Raw genomic sequence first — 14,634 nt, 5'->3', positions numbered from 1 at the left:
GGCCACCACGCCGGATCCAACACGACAAGACCAAACACCTCCGCGGGGTGGAGCAGCCCGGTAGCTCGTCAGGCTCATAACCTGAAGGTCACAGGTTCAAATCCTGTCCCCGCATCCAACGATACCAACGATCCCCTGAGCACAAGACTTTCAGCAGGCTGCTGAGCGGCGGTCGCAATCGCCGCCGCCCGCATTGGCCATTTCGACCCCACTCCGACCACCCTGGCCGTCGCTCGGCTGACCGTGCGGGCTACCGCTAGATCCGACCCGAGCAGGCTGCCGCCCTCATGCCGGCGTCACCGCTGAAGTTGGGTCCGGTGCCATGCGATCAGTGGTGCTGCCCCCGCCACAGCCCAAGGGCCGGTCATGAGGCAATGCGGCGCCTCCGGCAGGAGCTGATGCGCCCCGTCCAGGAAGCGCGCAATCGCCTCGTCCTGGCCGGCCGGGTGCCGCTCCGGATCGTCGCGACCGGCCTCCAGCACGAGCACAGGCACGCCGGCGAGGCGGGCAGGCTCGACGGGGATGCGCAGCGCATAGCGGTCGTTCAGCGCTCGTGGCGATTCCGGCGATAGCGCAGCGCGATAGGCCGACAGCCCCTCCGGCCGCATGCCGCCGAGATAGCGGGCGACCACCACCTTCTCCACCGGCGGGCGGAGCAACGCGCCTTCCGGCACCGTCGGCACCGGCGCCGCTTCCGGCAGGTTGCCGGGCGGGGAGGGAGCCGCCAACAGCAGGCCGGCGACACCCTCCATGCGCGCCGCCGCGCGCATCGCGACCAGCGCGCCGAGACTGTGACCGAGCAGCACCACGCGCCCGCCGAGCGCCGCGGCAGCCTCCACGGCATCGGCCGCGTAATCCTCCACCCCGGTCGCGGGATCGGCGGCTGCGTCCAGCGTGCCCTTGCCGCGCGGCTCCAGCGCGGCGGCGGCGATGCCGGCCTCCGCGAAGAGCTTGAGCCAAGGTGTGAAGCACCACGCCCCGTGATAGCCGCCGGGGATGCAGAGAATCGGCACGCCGACGCCCGACCCCACGAAGACCGCGCCGCGGGAGAGGACAACCCGGCGTGTCCCCGGCGGCACGCGGCCCGGCGGAGGGGCGAGGCTCACTCCGGCTGAATCCCGGCGATCCGCACCCAGTCCCGCCAGCGCTCCCGGTCGGCGACAAGGAAGCGGTCCATCTCGTCCGCAGGCAGGAAGCCCGGGGTGAGGCCCTGGCGCACCAGCGCGGCCGAGACAGCCTGGTCTGCGACCGCCTCGCGCAGAAGCGCGCCCATGCGATCCAGGATCGGGCGCGGCGTGCCGGCGGGCGCGGTCAGGCCGAACCAGCCCTCCACGACGAATCCCGGGATGCTCTCGGCGACCGTCGGCAGGTCCGGGTGCTGCACGGTGCGGCGCGCGGCGGAGACGGCGATCGGCACGACGCGCCCGGATTGCAGCGCCGGCGCAGCCGAGAGCGCATCCAGGAAGGCGAAGTGGATCTGCCCGCTGATCAGGTCGGGGACGATCTGCGTGATGTTGCGATAGGAGGCGCCCGTGACATCGAGCTCCGCCCGCGCCTTCAGCAATGCCGCCGGCACCTGCGAGGACGAGGAGTAGTAGCCGAAGAAGACGCGCCCGGGATTCGCGCGCGCATACGCGACCAGGGCGGGGATCGACTTGTAGGGCGCCTCGGCCGGCACGACGGCGATGGTCGCGAAGGTGCCGAGCAGCCCGACATGCGCGAAGTCGCGCACCGGATCGTAGGGCAGGCGCCGGAACAGGAACTCGTTCGCCGAATGGGTGGAGTTGGTGGAGACCAGGAAGGTGTATCCGTCCGGCGCCGACTGCTTCGCGGCCTCCGTCCCCAGCACCCCGCCGGCGCCGGCGCGGTTATCGATCACCACCGGCTGACGCAGATGCGGCTCGAGGAAGCGGCCGAGCGTACGGCCGATGAAATCCGCCGCGCCGCCGGCAGCCGAGGGAATGATGATGCGCACCGGACGGTTCGGCCAGTCGGCCTGCGCGCGCACGATCGATGGCAGAAGCGGTGTCGCCGCGACTGCGGCGAGCAACGCGCGGCGCTTCAGTCCCTGCGGAAGCATGGTCGGTCCCTCCCATTCTGAGGCCCGTATCCGGGCCGGTTGCCGCGAGCATCCCAGAAGCCGCGGCGCCTTGCACGCAGCCTGCGGCGCGGGCGCGATCCTTGTCCCGCGGGGCGCGGCCGCGGCAGCCGCTTCTCCATGGCGTGCCGCGCTTGGAACGTCCTTCCCCGCTGCTGCCGCGCCTTGCACCCGGCGCGGGCGCGACGCAGCCTCGGCCGGCGAATCAGGCAGGAAGAACGCCATGTTCAGACGTCGCGAGTTCATCGCGCTGGCCGCAGCCATGCCGGCCGCGGCCCGGGCGCAGCAGCAGCCTGGCGCCTGGGTGCCGCCGCGTCCCGTCACCATCGTCGTGCCCTATCCCGCGGGCGGGCCGACCGACCTGCTCGCGCGGCTCGTCGCGCAGGACATCGCGCGCGAACTCGGCCAGGGCGTGGTCGTCGAGAACGTCTCCGGCGGCGCCGGCGCGATCGGCACGCGGCGCGTCGCGCAGGGTGTCGCGGACGGCACGCAACTCGTGCTCGGCAACAACCAGACGCATGCGACCAACGTCTCGCTGATCCCGCAGGGCGGCGGCTACGACCCGATCCGTGACTTCGCGCCGGTCGCGGGGCTTGCCGATCTGCAGCACATCCTGGTGGTGCGCAACGAGCTGCCGGCGCGCGACGTGCCGGAGTTCCTGGCGCTGCTGCGCGCGCAGCCAGGGCGCCTGTCGTGCGGCTCGACCGGGCAGGGCTCGGCGGCGCATCTGACGCTCGAGCTGTTCCGCGCGCGCACCGGGCTCGACATGACGCATGTCGCCTACCGCGGCTCGGCGCCGCTGCTGCAGGACATGCTGGGCGGGCATGTGGACGTCTCCTTCGCCACCACGCCGACGGTGCTGGAGCAGGTGCGCAGCGGTCGGCTGCGCGCGCTCGCCGTCGCCTCGCCCAACCGCTCGCCGCACCTGCCGCAGCTGCCGATGCTGGCGGAGGCCGGCGTGCCGGGCGTGGAGGCCGATGCCTGGCTCGCGCTCTTCGCCCCCGCCGGCGTCCCGGCGCCGGCGCTCGCGCGCTACCGCGAGCTGGTCGGCCAGGCGATGCGCAAGCCTGAGGTGATCGCGGAGACGACACGGCTCGGCATGGCGCCCAACCTGCGCGAGGCGGCGCCCTTCGCCGCCTTCCTCGCCGAGGATGTCCGCCGCTGGGCGGAGGTGATCCGGACCGCGAATGTCCGCGCCGAGTAGCGGCGCGCGCATCCTCGTCACCGGCGGCGCCGGCTTCCTCGGTGGTCGCATCGCCGCCGCGCTGGCCGGCATGCCGGGTGTCGCGGAGGTGACGGTGCTGGACCGCGCGCCGGCGGAGGGCCCGTTCCGCTCCGTGACGGGCGACGTCGCGGCCATCGGCCGTCTGCTGCCGCCCGGCTACGCTGCGGACTCGATCATCCACGCGGCGGCGATCACGAGCCAGGCGAGCCAGGCCGATCCGGCCGCCGCCTGGGCCATCAACGTCGAGGGCACGCGCGCCGTCCTCGGCTGGTGCCGCGGGCTGGCGTGTCCGCCGCGCCTCGTTCTGCTCTCCTCCGTCGCGGTGCTGGCCGGCGGCGTCGCGGAGCCGGACGAGGCGAGCGCGCCGAGACCCGCCAGCACCTACGGCATGACGAAGGCGGTGGCGGAGCTGCTGGTCGCCGAGGCGACGCGCCGCGGCGAGGTCAAGGGCGTCGCCCTGCGCCTGCCGATCTCGATCCTCCGCACGACGCGGTCCGGCGCGCCGGGCGCGGGGTACCTGTCCGACCTCGTGCTGCACGCCCGCGCCGGGCGGGCCTTCGTCGCGCCGCTGCCGGCGGATCGGGACCTGCCCGTCGCCTCGGTGCGCGCCGCGGTGGCGCTGGCCTGCCGTGCCGCCCTCGCCCCATCCCTGCCCGCACCACTTCTGCATCTCCCGTCGCTCGCGGTGTCGGGCGAGGCCATGCTCGCCGCGCTGGAGGCGGGCGGCACGGCTGCACGGCACCTCCTGCGCTTCGCCCCGGACCCGTCGGTGGAGCGCCTAATCGCCGGCTGGCCTCGGCGGCTCGCCACGCGGCATCCGGCCTTCCTCGACGGCGTGACCGACGCCGATCTCGGCGCCGTGCTGGCCACCGGCGCGGGCGACGCCCCGGGCTGATGAGGACCAACGGCCGCGCCGGTACGGCGTCAGGGCCAAGCCGGGCGAACCGATGGCCGAATGTTCGCGCTTCGCATGGAGGGCGAAGGGAGATGTCAGTCGACCATTCATGAGAGTCTGTAGAAAAAACATCTTCTCAATGGCTGCAAGTTGACTCATGATAGTAAAATCTTCTCTCTTCCCTGCGACGACGCTCATTGCGCAGGGGATCCCCTCCATGGCCTACGACACGCTGAACCTTCGTCCTGTCTCGCCGCATCTCGGGGCGGAGGTGCGCGACCTCGACATCACGCGCCCGCTCACCAACCGCCAGGTCGCGGAGCTGCACACCGCGCTGGGTGAGTTCGGCGTGCTGTTCTTCCGCGACCAGCGCTTCGACTTCGACAGCCAGAAGCGCTTCGGCCGCTACTTCGGCGAGCTCGACATCCACCCGAACACGCCAGGCCCCGAGGGCCATCCGGAGATCCTGCCGATCCACGCCGACGCGAACAGCAAGATGATCGCCGGAGAGAAATGGCACAGCGACGTCTCCTGCCGGCAGGAGCCGCCGCTCGGCTCCATCCTGCATCTCCACACCGTGCCGCCATCCGGCGGGGACACGCTCTTTGCCAGCCTCGGCGCCGCCTACGACGCGCTGTCGCCGCGCATGAAGACCTACCTGGAGGCGCTGACCGCCTTCCACTCCGGCGAGCGCAACTACCGCAAGCGCAACCGGCTGGAAGGCGTGGACGACACCGGCCGCGTCTTCCCCAGCGCCAACCACCCCGTGGTGATCCGCCACCCGATCTCCGGCCGGCGCGGGCTCTACGTGAACCGCCTCTTCACCTACCGCATCAACGAGCTGCCGGAGGAGGAGAGCGATGCGGTGCTGCGCTTCCTGTTCGAGCACAGCGAGAAGCCGGACTTCCAGATCCGCTTCCAGTGGCAGCCGCATTCGGTGGCGTTCTGGGACAACCGTGCGGTGCAGCACCTGGCGATCTGGGACTACTTCCCGCAGGTCCGCAGCGGATCGCGCGTCACCGTCAAGGGCGGGAGGCTCGCGGCATGATCACGCGACGCCAGACGCTGCTGGCCGGCGCCGGCACCGCCGTCTTCGCGCGCTCCGCCCTGGCGCAGGAAGCGCGGGAGCTGCGCATCGCCGTGCAGTTCGGCATCACCTACCTGCCGCTGACGGTGATGCGCGAGCAGAAGCTGATCGAGCGTGAGGCCCGGGCGCTCGGTCTGCCGGAGCCGAACCTCACCTGGGTGCAGGTCAGTGGCGGCGCTGCGATGAACGACGCGCTGCTCTCGGGCGGGCTCGACATCGCCTCCGCCGGCATCCCGCCCGTCGTGCTGCTATGGGCGCGCTCGCGCGCGAACCTCCGGGTGCACGCCATCTCGTCGCTGGTGGCGGCGCCGCTCTGGCTCAACACGCGCAACCCGGCGGTGCAGACCATCCGCGACTTCACGCAGGCCGACCGTATCGCGCTGCCCGCGGTGCGCGTCTCCTTCCAGGCGATCACGCTGCAGATGGCGGCCGAGCAGGCCTTCGGCGCGGGCCAGCACGCGCGGCTCGATCCGCTCACCGTCAGCCTGCCGCATCCGGATGCGACCGCCGCGCTGCTCGGAGGGCGGACGGAAATCACCGCGCATTTCGGCAACCCGCCCTTCCAGAACCAGCAGCTGCAGCAGCCGGGCATCCGCCGCGTGCTCTCCTCCTACGAGGTCACCGGCGGGCCACACAGCGTCACGCTGCTCTACGCCACGCAGCGCTGGCGCGACGCAAACCCGCGCACGCTGCGCGCCCTGCTGAACGCGCAAGCCGCCGCGAATGCCTGGATCATCGCCAATCCGCGCGCGGCGGCGGAGCTCTACGTGCGGGCCGAGCGTGCGTCGCAAACCGTGGAGTTCATCGAGGAGCTGATCCGCCATCCCGACCACCGCTTCACCTCGGCGCCCGAGGGCGTGACGCGCTTCGCCGAGTTCCAGCACCGCACCGGCCAGGTGCCGGTGCGGATGGCGGGCTGGCAGGAGCTGTTCTTCCCCGAGGCCCACGCCTGGGCCGGCTCGTGAGCGCACCAGTCCTCGCCCTCGACGGCGTCACCATCCGCTTCGGCACGCCGCGCCGTCCGGTGACGGCGGTGGAGCGCCTCGGCTTCGACGTCGCCGAGGGCGAGCGGCTGGTGCTGGTCGGGCCCTCGGGCTGCGGCAAGTCCACGCTGCTCGCCGCCGTCGCCGGCTTCCTGCGGCCGGGCGAGGGGCGCGTGCTGCTGGACGGCGTGCCGGTCTCCCGCCCCGGTCCCGACCGCATGATGGTCTTCCAGGAGTTCGACCAGCTGCTGCCCTGGAAGAGCGTCGCGGCGAACATCGCGTATCCGCTGCGCCTGGCGGGCGTCGCGACGGAGGAAGCGGCGCGCCGCGCCGCGCTGCTGGTGCGCCAGGTTGGCCTCGCTGGCTTCGAGGATGCCTTCCCGCACACCCTCTCGGGCGGCATGAAGATGCGCGTCGCCATCGCCCGCGCGCTGGCCGCCCGCCCGCGCCTGCTGCTGATGGACGAGCCCTTCGCGGCGCTTGACGCCCTGACCCGGCGCCGCATGCAGGAGGAGCTGCTGCGGCTGTGGCGGGAGCACGGCTTCACCCTGCTCTTCGTGACGCATTCGATCGAGGAGGCGGTGCTGGTCGGCAGCCGCGTCCTCGTCCTCTCGCCGCATCCCGGGCGGCTGCGCGCCATGCTGGACGTGCCCGAGGACGAAGCGGGACGCGCCGCGCTGCAGGCCGAGCTGCGCGGCCTTCTCCTGCCGGAGGAGGAGGCGGCCCTTGTTTGACGCCGCCACCGCCGCGCCTCGTGCGGCCGTCCCCGCCATGCCGCGCGACTGGCGCCCGGCGCTGCGCCGCCTCGGCGTGCTGCTGGTGCTGGCGCTGGCCTGGGAAGGCTACGGGCGCTGGATCGCCAATGACCTCGTCTTCCCGACGCTGACCGACACGCTCGCCGCCTTCTGGCGGCTGACCATGACGGGCGAGCTGCCGGCTCGCGCCGCCGCCTCGCTCGAGGTGCTGGCGCTAGGCTACGGCGCGGGGCTGCTGCTGGCGACGCTGCTCGTCCTGTTCGCGGTGGCCAGCGCCTTCGGCAGCGAGATGCTCGCGACGCTGACCGCGATGTTCAACCCGCTGCCGGCGATCGCGCTGCTGCCGCTCGCGCTGCTCTGGTTCGGGCTCGGCACGCCGAGCCTCGTCTTCGTCATCACCCATTCCGTGCTCTGGGCCGTCGCGCTGAACGCGCATGCCGGGGTGCAGGCCATCCCGCCGACGCTGCGGCGCGTGGGCGAGAACCTCGGCCTGCGGGGCTGGCAGCTAACGCTGCGCATCCTGGCGCCGGCCGCACTCCCGGCGATCATCGCCGGGCTCAAGATCGGCTGGGCCTTCGCCTGGCGGACGCTGATCGCCGCCGAGCTGGTCTTCGGCGCCTCCTCGCGCTCCGGCGGGCTCGGATGGTTCGTCTTCGAGCGGCGGAACAACCTGCAGATCGACGAGGTCTTCGCCGGGCTGCTCGCCGTGATCCTCATCGGCCTCGTGGTGGAGGGCGTGGTCTTCCGCGTGGTGGAAGCGCGCACCGTCCGCCGCTGGGGCCTGCAACGCTGACGACAGCACCGGGAGACATGACCGTGCCCTTCGCCACCCGCCGCGCCCTGCTCGCCGCGACTCTCGCCCTGCCGGCGCTGCGGCCCGCCCGGGCCGCCTGGCCGGAGCGGACCATCCGGCTCATCGTGCCGGTGGCGCCCGGCGGCAGCCAGGATATCGTTGCGCGCCTGTCGGCCCGCGCCCTGACCGAGGCGCTCGGCCAGACCGTGCAGGTGGAGAACGTGCCGGGCGGTGGGTCCAACATCGGCTATGCCGCGGCGGCGCGGGCGGCGCCCGACGGCTACACGATCCTCGCCGGGTCGGACACGCTGTCCATCACCGGCGCCGTGACGCCGCGGCTGGGCTTCGATCCCCTCGGCTTTGCGCCGATCCACCGCAGCGTGCGCGTGCCGCAGATCTTCGTCGTGCGCGCCGATCACCCGGCGACCGACTTTGCTTCCTGGGTCGAGGCGGCGCGCAGCCGTCCGCCCGCGGTCGGCACGCCGGGCAATGCAAGCCTTGCCCACCTGCTGGTCGAGCAGCTGAGCCGCGCAACCGACACGAACTGGACCCACGTGCCCTATCGCGGCGGCGCGCTGGCGGTGAACGACCTGCTGGCGGGCCAGCTGCAGGGCGTGGTGATCAACATCGGCGCGGTGACCGACCACGTTCGCGGCGGGCGGCTGAAGGCGTTCTGGGTGAGCCCCGACGCGCGCACCACCGCGCTGCCCGACGTGCCGACGCTGCGCGAGGTCGGGCTCGGCGCGTTCAGCGTGGTCGGCTGGCACGGTCTGGTCGCGCCGCCCGGCACCGACCCGGCCATCGCCGCGCGGATCAACGCCGCGAACCGCGCCGGGCTGCGCAGGCCCGACATCGCGGAGCGCCTGGCCGGGCTCGGCGTCGAGCCGACGGACGAGGCGCCGGAGGCGCTGTCCGAGGCCATCCGCGCCGATGCCGCGCGCTTCGCCGAGGTGGTTCGCCGCTTCGGGATCCGCGGCGAGTAGGCCGCGCGCGGCGGTCCCGGGCGCTCACGCGCCCGGGATCACCGCACCGCCGAAGGTGTCCTGCACGAAGGTCCGCACCTCGGGGTGCGCGTAGCCCTGGGCGAGGCGGCGCGCCCAGGGCGCCTGCTCGTCGCGCCGGCGCACGACGACCAGCACGGTGTAGACGCTCTGCTCCGTCTCGCGCGTCAGCGCGTCGCGCAGCGGGTTCAGGCCGGCGGGGACGGCGAAGTTGCCGGTGATCGCGGCGGCGTCCACGTCCTCCAGCGCCCGCACGATGGAAGCCGCTTCGAGTTCCACGATGCGGATGCGCTTCGGGTTCTCCGCGATGTCGGCGACCGTGGCGCGATGGTCCACGCCAGGGCGCAGGCGGAAGGCGCCGGCCTTGGCCAGCAGCAGCAGCGCGCGGCCGCCGTTGGTCGGGTCGTTCGGGATCGCGATGCGCGCGCCGGCCGGCAGCGCGTCGAGGCTGCGGTGGCGGCGGGAGAAGACGCCCATCAGCGTCAGCACGGTGCGGCCGACCGGCACGAAGTCGTAGCCGCGCTGCGCCCTCTGTGCCTCCAGGAAGGGCAGGTGCTGATAGGCGTTCGCGTCGAGGTCTCCGGCGGCAAGAGCCGCATTCGGCTGGATGAAGTCGCCGAACTCGATGCCGCGCGTGACGAAGCCCTCGCGCGCCAGCACTTCGCGCACCTTCTCGAAGGTCTGGGCGTGCACGCCCTGGGTGACGCCGACGCGGACGGGACGCGCGGCGGTGCCGAGCTCCGCCGGCTGCGCGGCCGCGAGGCCGGGCAGGATCAGCGCGGGCAGGCTCAGGACGGAACGGCGGAGCATCGGCTCTCTCCTCAGAAGGCGGGCACCACGGCGCCCTGGAAGGTCGCCTGGACGAAATCCTTCACCTCCTGCGTCTGGTAGGCGGCGACCAGGCGCCGCACCCAGGGCGCGTCGCGATCCTGCTGGCGGACGGCGATCAGGTTGGCATAGGGACTTTCCGCGCTTTCCAGCGCGATCGCGTCGCGCACGGGGTTGAGGCCGGCGGGGATGGCGAAGTTGGTGTTGATCGCCGCGGCCTCGACCTCGTCCAGCGCGCGGGGCAGCTGCGCGGCCTCCAGCTCGACGATGCGCAGCCGGCGCGGGTTCTCCGTCACGTCGGCGACGGTCGCGCGGAAATCGGCGCCAGCCCGCAGGCTGAATGCGCCGTGCGCTGCCAGCAGCACCAGCGCGCGGCCGCCATTGGTCGGGTCGTTGGGGATGGCGATGCGCCCGCCGGCCGGGATGGCGGCGAGGTTCCGGTGGCGCCGCGAATAGACGCCCATCGGGAAGACCAGCGTCTTCGCCACGCTCACCAGCGGCAGGCGCCGGTCGCGCACCTGCTGATCCAGGAAGGGCTGGTGCTGGTAGCTGTTGGCATCGAGGTCGCCCGCCGCCAGTGCCGCATTGGGCTGGATGAAGTCGGAGAACTCCACGATCCGCAGCGCGAGCCCGTCGCGGGCCGCGACCTCGCGCACCTTCTCCATCACCTGCGCATGCGGGCCGGCGGTGACGCCGATGCGCAAAGGACGCTGCGCGCTACCGATCTCCTGCGCGCGAGCGGCGAAGGGCGTCGCCAGCGCGGCGGCGACAAGGACGCGACGAGGGATCATCGGGACAGGCACTCCATCAGCGGTGGGAGAGGCGGCGGACCAGCCAGTCGCCGAGCGACTGGAGGCCCTGCACGAACAGGATCAGGATGACGACGACGGTCGCCATCACCTCCGGCATGAAGCGCTGGTAGCCGAAGCGGATGCCGAGATCGCCGAGCCCGCCGCCGCCGACCGCGCCCGCCATGGCGGAGAAGCCGACCAGCGAGACGAGCGCGACGGTGGTCGCCGCGACCAGGCCCGGCAGCGCCTCCGGCACCAGAACCTTGACGACGATCTGAAGGCGCGTCGCACCCATGGCGCGCGCGGCCTCGATCACGCCGCGGTCCACCTCGCGCAGCGCGTTCTCGAACAGGCGGGCGAGAAAGGCGGTGGCGGCAAGCGCCAGCGGCACGATGGCCGCGCCGGTGCCGATCGAGGTGCCGGCGACGAGCCGCGTGAAGGGCACGATCGCCACCATCAGGATGATGAAGGGCGTGGAGCGCGTGGCGTTCACCACAAGGCCGAGCGGGCGGTTGAGCAGCGCGTTCGGGCTGAGCCCGCCCGGCGCCGTCACATGCAGCAGCAGCGCGAGCGGCAGGCCGAAGGCAACCGCGATGGCGGCCGAGGCGCCGACCATCACCACCGTCTCCCACAGCGCTTCAACAAGGAGAACCTGCAGGGTAGGGCTGAGCCAGCTCATCGGTCGAGCTCCTGCACGATGAGGCCGAGCTCGCGCATCCAGGCGAAGGCCGCCCCGACCTGCCCGGCGCTGCCGCCGGCGGCCAATGCCATGACGCCGAAGGGCTCGCCGGCGATCTCGTCCACGCGGCCGGAGACGATGTTGATATCGAGGTCGAAGCGCCGGCTGGCCTCGCTCACCAGGGGGCAGGTCGCGTGCGGGCCGGTGAACAGCACTTGCGCCAGCCGCCGGATCGTGCCCGGCGGCGGCGGCGGCATGCGGGCTAGGGTCGCCTCCGGCACGTCGAGGCCGATGACCTCCGCGACGAAGCTGCGCGTCGTCGGATGTGCGGGGCGCGTGAAGACGTCGAAGACGCGTCCTTCCTCGATGATGCGTCCGGCCTCCATGACGGCCACGCGGTCGCAGATCGCCTTCACCACGGCCATCTCGTGCGTGATGAGCAGCACGGTGAGGTCCAGCCGGTCGCGCAGGTCGCCGATCAGGGCCAGGATATCGCGCGTCGTCTCCGGATCGAGCGCGCTGGTCGCCTCGTCGCAGAGCAGGATGCGCGGCCGCGAGGCGAGAGCACGCGCGATGCCGACGCGCTGCTTCTGGCCGCCCGAGAGCTGCGCGGGATAGGCGTCGCGCTTCGCCTCCAGCCCGACCAGCGGCAGCAACTCGGCGATGCGTGCGCGACGCTCGGCTGTGGGGATGCCGGCGACCTCGAGCGGGAAGGCGACGTTCTCGGCGACGGTGCGCCGCGTGTGCAGGTTGAAGTGCTGGAAGACCATGCCGGTGCTGCGCCGCGCCGCGCGGAGCCCGGCATCGTCGAGCGCCAGCATGTCCAGGCCGAGCACGCGGACCGCACCCGCATCCGGCCGTTCCAGCAGGTTTACGGTGCGGATGAGGGTGGACTTGCCGGCGCCGGAACGGCCGACGATGCCGAACACCTCTCCCTCGCGGACCGCCAGCGAGACCTCATCCAGCGCAACGGCGCCGCCGGGGAAGCGTCGTGAGACGCCGTCGAGGGCGATGGCGTCGGGGGCCGGGCGGTCCGGCTGCCCCGGCAGCGGAACGCGCGGCAGGGGACGATGGCTTGCCATCGGGGTCAGGCGCACGGCCGGCGGCGGCGCTGGCGGGGGCCGCCCGCTTGGTGTTGCTCGGGCGAATGGGGGCGGCGCGAAGGGCTGGACACGGCCCCCTAACTACGGGCCGAAGCATAGGCGTCAACATAAAACACGACATCATATCGCAAAAAACAAATCGCTTCCCTGGCTGGTGTGATGTCGAGCAATTGCATCTTATTTTCATGGGGTTGAGAGGGGGTGAACCTCCGCCCGGACCGCCTGGCGGCACGCAGAGAAGGGTGCTGTTTGTCGTGGCGGCGCATCATAGAACGTGGATTTAAAAAAGACTCGACTCAGAACGTAGAATCCGCCAGGGATGCTACCGCAGCGCTTTCAACGAAGGACCGCGCCCATGCTCGCCCGTCGCCATCTGCTCGCCGCCGCCGCCACGCTCGCGGTGACGCCGTGCCTGGCGCAGGCCGGGCGCCCTCTGCGTGCCATCGTTCCCTTCCCGCCCGGTGGCGGCGTGGATGCCTTTGCGCGCGCCTTCACGCCCGCGCTGGCGGCCGCGCTCGGCCAGCCGGTCGTGATCGAGAACATCGGCGGCGCGGCCTCCCGCCTCGGCACCAGCACGGCGATCCGCGCGCCGGCAGACGGCCAGACGCTGCTCATCACCAACGACACCCTCGTCGCGATCGAGGCCGTGCCCCCGCCGGGTGCGACACCGCTGCTGCCAGGTCTCGCGCCGGTGCTGCTCGGCGCCGCCGCGCCGCAGGTGCTGGTGACCCATCCCCGCTCCGGCATCGCCGACGCCGCCGCCTATGCCACGCGGCTGCGCGGAGGACGGGCGGTCAATGTCGGCGTGCCGGGCCTCAACTCCTCCCAGCATTTCGCATCCGAACTGCTCGGCATCGCGATCGGCGGCCGGCCGGAGCACATCGCCTATCGCGGCGGCGGGCCGCTCATCGCGGACCTGCTCGGCGGCCAGCTCGATGCCGGGATCGTCACGCTCGGGGCGGCGATCGAGCAGATCCGCGACGGACGCCTGGTCGGCCTCGGTGTCACCGGCCCCGCGCGCAACGCCGCCGCGCCGGGTCTGCCGAGCTTCGCCGAGGCGGTCGCGCCCGGCTTCGCCGCCGAGACCTGGATCGGCGTCCTCGCCCCCGTCGGGACGCCCGCGCCGGTGATCGCCGCGCTGCATGCGGCCAGCGCGACGGCGTTGCGGGAGGCCACGGTGCAGTCCCGCCTCGCGGCGCTGGGCTTCGACACGCCGGGTCTTGGGCCGGAACCCTTCGGCGCGGTGCTGCACGAGACGGCCGCGCGCTTCGCCGCCGTCGCCCGCGCCGTCGGCCTGCGGCCGGAAGCGGCATGAGCACGGCGCGCAGCGGCAGCGCGATCCGCCGCCATGCGCCATGGGCGCTGATGCTGCTGCGCGGCGGCGCGTTGCTGGCCGGCATGGCGATCGTGCTCGTTCTCTCCGGGCTCGGACGCATCGGATGAGCGTGGTGATGCTCGGTTTGCTGTCCCCGGAAGGGCTCGCGCTGCTGGCTCTCGTCCTCGGTGCGATGGCGGTGGTCACGGCCACGGCCACGGCCACGGCCGCGCTCACGCCGCGTGCCGACGACGACCTCGCCCTGTGCCTCGCGCTCGCACCGTGATCCGCTGCCGCCGATAGCGGCCAAGAGCTCCGCCCGTCGCCGGCGGAGCGGCCGGCGCAGGCCGGCCCGTCATGGCGACATGACTGGCGTTTCCTCCCTATCAACTCGGCCAGGCCTTTCGAGGCCCGGCCGCTTTTTTTCTGGGACGGCGCGCGGCTTCGCCGAGGACGCCCGGCAAGGCGGGGCTGGCGGACGCCGCAAGCAATTCGGCCGGCGTCGCGACCTGCGCGCTCCTGCCGCGGCCACGCATCTCCGGGTGCGGGGCCGAGCCCGGGCTTCGGCTGGCCTTCGCGCGTGGTCGGCGAATGCGGCAGCAGCATCATCGCAGGCGACATGCCGGCGGTCAGCGAGGTGGCGCCGCTGCCGGTCGTCGTCCGGATGGGGCAGCTCGACGCTGCCGGCGCTGCCCAGGCCGTGCCGGAATGACGGGGTTGACTGATTAGGACTCCTACTCATAATCGATCCCATGACCGCCGTGTTCGACAGCCTGTCCGAGCCCATTCCGCGCCGCCTTGCCACCGGGCTGGCGCGCCTGTCCGTCGCGTTGCGGGCCGGCCAGTGGCGGCTGGCAGAGGCGCATGGGCTGACGCCCACCCAGGCCCAGGCCCTGGCCCTGGTCGCGGCCCGCCCGGCGCTGCGCGTCTCCGAGGTGGCCGAGCAACTCGCCGTCACCCGCCCCACCGCGAGCGACACCGTCGCCGCGCTGGAGCGCAAGCGCCTGCTGCGCCGCCAGCCCGACCCGCGCGACGCGCGCGCCAGCGGCCTTGTGCTGACCGAGGCCGGGGTCGCCATGGC

Annotated in this window: 17 protein-coding genes and 1 tRNA gene; 12 read left to right on the top strand and 6 right to left on the bottom strand. The window is 72.8% G+C overall.

From position 1 onward, the window contains the following. The first annotated feature begins 41 nt into the window (after nt 1–41). Nucleotides 42–118: transfer RNA gene (locus OZN99_RS12555), tRNA-Met, on the top strand. 178 nt (nt 119–296) lie between these two features. Here the strand turns inward: OZN99_RS12555 and OZN99_RS12550 are convergent. Together OZN99_RS12550 and OZN99_RS12545 are read right to left on the bottom strand one after the other, a co-directional pair. After that, on the bottom strand, nt 297–1,106 hold the full coding sequence (locus OZN99_RS12550; protein WP_270935584.1) for an alpha/beta fold hydrolase: 810 nt from the start codon (nt 1,104–1,106) through the stop codon (nt 297–299). Next, nucleotides 1,103–2,080 carry a Bug family tripartite tricarboxylate transporter substrate binding protein gene (locus tag OZN99_RS12545; protein ID WP_270935583.1) on the bottom strand — a complete coding sequence of 326 codons (978 nt, stop codon included), beginning with the start codon at nt 2,078–2,080 and terminating at the stop codon, nt 1,103–1,105. The genes OZN99_RS12550 and OZN99_RS12545 overlap by 4 nt, the downstream gene beginning before the upstream one ends. Before the next feature lie 241 nt (nt 2,081–2,321). On the opposite strand from OZN99_RS12545, the gene OZN99_RS12540 reads away from it, so the two are divergent. The 7 genes from OZN99_RS12540 (at nt 2,322) to OZN99_RS12510 (ending at nt 8,819) form a co-directional block, all read left to right on the top strand. Further along, nucleotides 2,322–3,302, top strand: coding sequence for a Bug family tripartite tricarboxylate transporter substrate binding protein (locus OZN99_RS12540; protein WP_270935582.1), 981 nt, complete (start codon nt 2,322–2,324; stop codon nt 3,300–3,302). Further along, nucleotides 3,286–4,218, top strand: a complete 933-nt coding sequence (locus tag OZN99_RS12535; RefSeq protein WP_270935581.1) for an NAD-dependent epimerase/dehydratase family protein — start codon at nt 3,286–3,288, stop codon at nt 4,216–4,218. The genes OZN99_RS12540 and OZN99_RS12535 overlap by 17 nt, the downstream gene beginning before the upstream one ends. A gap of 217 nt (nt 4,219–4,435) precedes the next feature. After that, nucleotides 4,436–5,266 carry a TauD/TfdA dioxygenase family protein gene (locus OZN99_RS12530; protein ID WP_270935580.1) on the top strand — a complete coding sequence of 277 codons (831 nt, stop codon included), beginning with the start codon at nt 4,436–4,438 and terminating at the stop codon, nt 5,264–5,266. Further along, a complete protein-coding gene (locus tag OZN99_RS12525; RefSeq protein ID WP_270935579.1) occupies nt 5,263–6,270 on the top strand; it encodes an ABC transporter substrate-binding protein in 1,008 nt (335 codons plus the stop codon). Before OZN99_RS12530 ends, OZN99_RS12525 begins: the two co-directional genes overlap by 4 nt. Next, on the top strand, nt 6,267–7,022 hold the full coding sequence (locus tag OZN99_RS12520) for an ABC transporter ATP-binding protein (RefSeq protein ID WP_270935578.1): 756 nt from the start codon (nt 6,267–6,269) through the stop codon (nt 7,020–7,022). The genes OZN99_RS12525 and OZN99_RS12520 overlap by 4 nt, the downstream gene beginning before the upstream one ends. After that, nucleotides 7,015–7,836 carry an ABC transporter permease gene (locus tag OZN99_RS12515; RefSeq protein ID WP_270935577.1) on the top strand — a complete coding sequence of 274 codons (822 nt, stop codon included), beginning with the start codon at nt 7,015–7,017 and terminating at the stop codon, nt 7,834–7,836. The genes OZN99_RS12520 and OZN99_RS12515 overlap by 8 nt, the downstream gene beginning before the upstream one ends. A 17-nt stretch (nt 7,837–7,853) precedes the next feature. After that, complete coding sequence (locus OZN99_RS12510; RefSeq protein ID WP_270935576.1) at nt 7,854–8,819, top strand: Bug family tripartite tricarboxylate transporter substrate binding protein; 966 nt, start codon at nt 7,854–7,856, stop codon at nt 8,817–8,819. 24 nt (nt 8,820–8,843) lie between these two features. On the opposite strand, the gene OZN99_RS12505 is transcribed toward OZN99_RS12510, so the two are convergent. Genes OZN99_RS12505 through OZN99_RS12490 form a run of 4 tightly spaced genes read right to left on the bottom strand, consistent with a single transcriptional unit; the run spans nt 8,844 to nt 12,217 of the window. Next, entirely contained in the window at nt 8,844–9,647 is an 804-nt protein-coding gene (locus OZN99_RS12505; protein WP_270935575.1) for a MetQ/NlpA family ABC transporter substrate-binding protein, read from the bottom strand. Between the two features lie 11 nt (nt 9,648–9,658). Further along, nucleotides 9,659–10,456, bottom strand: a complete 798-nt coding sequence (locus OZN99_RS12500; RefSeq protein ID WP_270935574.1) for a MetQ/NlpA family ABC transporter substrate-binding protein — start codon at nt 10,454–10,456, stop codon at nt 9,659–9,661. Nucleotides 10,457–10,472: 16 nt separating this feature from the next. Next, nucleotides 10,473–11,135, bottom strand: a complete 663-nt coding sequence (locus OZN99_RS12495; protein ID WP_270935573.1) for a methionine ABC transporter permease — start codon at nt 11,133–11,135, stop codon at nt 10,473–10,475. Then, on the bottom strand, nt 11,132–12,217 hold the full coding sequence (locus OZN99_RS12490; RefSeq protein ID WP_270935572.1) for a methionine ABC transporter ATP-binding protein: 1,086 nt from the start codon (nt 12,215–12,217) through the stop codon (nt 11,132–11,134). Before OZN99_RS12490 ends, OZN99_RS12495 begins: the two co-directional genes overlap by 4 nt. A 376-nt stretch (nt 12,218–12,593) precedes the next feature. Here OZN99_RS12490 and OZN99_RS12485 point away from each other — a divergent pair, with 376 nt between their 5' ends. The 4 genes from OZN99_RS12485 to OZN99_RS12470 all read left to right on the top strand — a co-directional run. Continuing rightward, nucleotides 12,594–13,553: a tripartite tricarboxylate transporter substrate-binding protein gene (locus tag OZN99_RS12485; RefSeq protein ID WP_270935571.1), complete on the top strand. Its 960-nt coding sequence runs from the start codon at nt 12,594–12,596 to the stop codon at nt 13,551–13,553. Then, nucleotides 13,550–13,681, top strand: a complete 132-nt coding sequence (locus tag OZN99_RS12480) for a hypothetical protein (protein WP_270935570.1) — start codon at nt 13,550–13,552, stop codon at nt 13,679–13,681. The genes OZN99_RS12485 and OZN99_RS12480 overlap by 4 nt, the downstream gene beginning before the upstream one ends. Further along, entirely contained in the window at nt 13,678–13,839 is a 162-nt protein-coding gene (locus OZN99_RS12475) for a hypothetical protein (RefSeq protein WP_270935569.1), read from the top strand. Before OZN99_RS12480 ends, OZN99_RS12475 begins: the two co-directional genes overlap by 4 nt. Nucleotides 13,840–14,305: 466 nt before the next feature. Further along, on the top strand, nt 14,306–14,634 hold a 329-nt coding region (locus OZN99_RS12470), incomplete at its 3' end, for a MarR family winged helix-turn-helix transcriptional regulator (RefSeq protein ID WP_270935567.1).

It is taken from the genome of Falsiroseomonas oryzae (assembly GCF_027856955.1).
Classification (GTDB): domain Bacteria; phylum Pseudomonadota; class Alphaproteobacteria; order Acetobacterales; family Acetobacteraceae; genus Falsiroseomonas; species Falsiroseomonas oryzae.
The sequence above is the reverse complement of the archived record's forward strand: the minus strand, read 5'-3'. Positions and strand labels throughout refer to the sequence as shown.